Annotated in this window: 3 protein-coding genes and 1 pseudogene; 1 reads left to right on the forward strand and 3 read right to left on the reverse strand. The window is 56.8% G+C overall.

The window, feature by feature from the left end:
• On the forward strand, window positions 1-171 hold a 171-nt coding region (locus F8N85_RS33665; protein ID WP_150807660.1), incomplete at its 5' end, for a transporter substrate-binding protein.
• A gap of 89 nt (window positions 172-260) precedes the next feature.
• Here F8N85_RS33665 and F8N85_RS33670 read toward each other — a convergent pair.
• From F8N85_RS33670 to F8N85_RS33680, 3 genes and pseudogenes are all read right to left on the reverse strand, one after another.
• Entirely contained in the window at window positions 261-1,010 is a 750-nt protein-coding gene (locus tag F8N85_RS33670; RefSeq protein WP_150804105.1) for a response regulator transcription factor, read from the reverse strand.
• A gap of 122 nt (window positions 1,011-1,132) precedes the next feature.
• Window positions 1,133-1,603, reverse strand: coding sequence for a prepilin peptidase (locus tag F8N85_RS33675; RefSeq protein ID WP_150804106.1), 471 nt, complete (start codon window positions 1,601-1,603; stop codon window positions 1,133-1,135).
• Between the two features lie 249 nt (window positions 1,604-1,852).
• Window positions 1,853-1,974 (reverse strand): annotated as a pseudogene (locus tag F8N85_RS33680) (DUF4136 domain-containing protein); the annotation flags it as partial.

Here is a 1,974-nt window from a genome sequence, read left to right on the forward strand (position 1 = left end):
ATGGACAAGACCAACCACCACCTGCACAAGCCGGTGATGATCGGCGAGATTCAGGCCGACGGTCAGTTCTCGGTGGTCTGGCAGACCGACGGCCCGATCCGCGCCGAGCCATGGAGCCCGTTCATTCCAGGTAACGACAAGAAGCCGGATTATGCGGTGAAGAGCAACTGAGTCACTGGATGTCGGGGCCGGGCACAAAGCTCGGGCCCGACATAATTCCCTGTGGGAGCGAGCTTGCTCGCGATGAACGATAACGCGGTTTAACGGGCACTCTGCCTCAACCCCGAACGCCCCGGTGCCAAGGCCAGCGCCAGTTGCGTGCGATTGTGCATCTGGGTCAGGCGCAGCACTTGGGAGACATAAAGTTTCACGGTGTTTTCGGTGATACCCAGTTCACAGGCGATCTGATAGTTGGTTTGCCCCTTGCTCACCAGGCGGGCTACGTCCAGTTGGCGCGGTGACAGCTGATTGAGGATGGCTGGAATCTCTGCGGGTTGCGTTTCGCTCGTAGCTCCCCGTCGAACCTCGTCGAGGTCTTGATAAAGCGTGTCGATGGAATCGGCGAGGCTTTGCAGTTTCTGGTTCAACTGACTCAATTGAAGGTTTTTCACCCGCTCCTGCACGACCGCTTCCTGGCGCCGCAGGCCTTCAAGCAATTCATTCAGATCGACAGGCTTCTGGTAGTAGTCGGCAACCCCGGCACGCAAGGCCTTGATCACTTGCTGTTTGTCAGACGCCCTGGTCAGCATGATCGCTTCGAATGCTCGCTGGTTGCCGGCGAGCTCCTGCAGTGCCTGCACCAGTTGAATGCCGCCCGGTTCTGCCAGGTGCAAATCGAACAGCACCAGACCGATTTCAGGGTCCTCGCTAAACCGTTCGATGGCTTGCTTGCCGCAGGTGCAGGGAATGCAGCGGTAACCACTGCTTTCCAGAAACTTACAGAGTTCTTCGACAATCAGCGGCTGATCGTCGACTACGAGCACTTTTATCAGAGAGTTAAGCTTGATCACGCGCGACTCCATGCTGAGCAAACCGAAGACTTATTCTTCCTGCACCGACAGCCAATGGCTGTACACGCACTGAAAATAGACGCACTTTCTGACTGTGTACATAAAGTTCGCCACTCAGGCGGCTAATTGATCCAGGCGACGGCCAGCAGCATCCCGACCAGAACGAACGGCGCAAAGGGTTGTTGTGTCGATTCTTTCGGATCGAGGTATTGCAGATGGGCTCTCAGTTTTTTGTTTATCAGCGGCCAGAGTCTGGGAGACATGAGTAGCCAGACAATACTGGCGATGCCCGCACCAATGAAGGTTCCCAACAGGTGCATGTTGTCGCTCGCCAACCCCAGCGCTGCCATCAGTTTCACATCATCCGCCCCCAGGCGCCCCATTGTATAGCCAGGCAAGGTGAAGGCCAGCGCCAGCAAGAACGCCCCGACCCCCTGCTCTGCGCTCGCGCCCATCCAGGTGGTGCCGTTCCACAGCAAGTACACCAGGGCAATGACCGTCGCACCAAGGGTCAGACCATTGGCAATTTGGCGTTGCTGAATATCCTGCGCAGCGCAGAGAGCCAACCAGATAAATAGCATTAAGCTCTGCATCAGGTAAAAAGCGTCCCTTTTTGTCTGAATGATTCTTTGCGGACTTGATGGAGTACTTGTCAGGGTAGACGCACTGATGAAGGTAGGCCTCCCAAGAAAGCAAATAGCCGTCGGGGGGGAGGTAAAAAGATCGTCCGAGCGCGGCCCGAACTTGCCGCAGCTCCTACGCCGACCGGGTTCAGCCTGAATGATCAAATGTACACAGGTTCGTAGGAGCTGCCACAGGCTGCGATCTTTATGGGGCTTCGATTACCTCGGCGGGTAATTGGCCAATATCCTGGCCACGGTTGCGCGTACGGCGGTGCTGCGGTCTGCCGGGTTCGGCGTGTTACTGAGCGTTTGCTCGTCACTGCCTCGCCAGACCAGCTTGC

The organism is Pseudomonas fluorescens, assembly GCF_902497875.1.
In the GTDB taxonomy this organism is placed as follows: Bacteria; Pseudomonadota; Gammaproteobacteria; order Pseudomonadales; family Pseudomonadaceae; genus Aquipseudomonas; species Aquipseudomonas fluorescens_BR.

Excerpts from the sequence above, each read along its gene's own strand:
- F8N85_RS33675 (WP_150804106.1), bottom strand. The coding sequence starts at position 1,603 with ATGCAGAGCTTAATGCTATTTATCTGGTTGGCTCTCTGCGCTGCGCAG.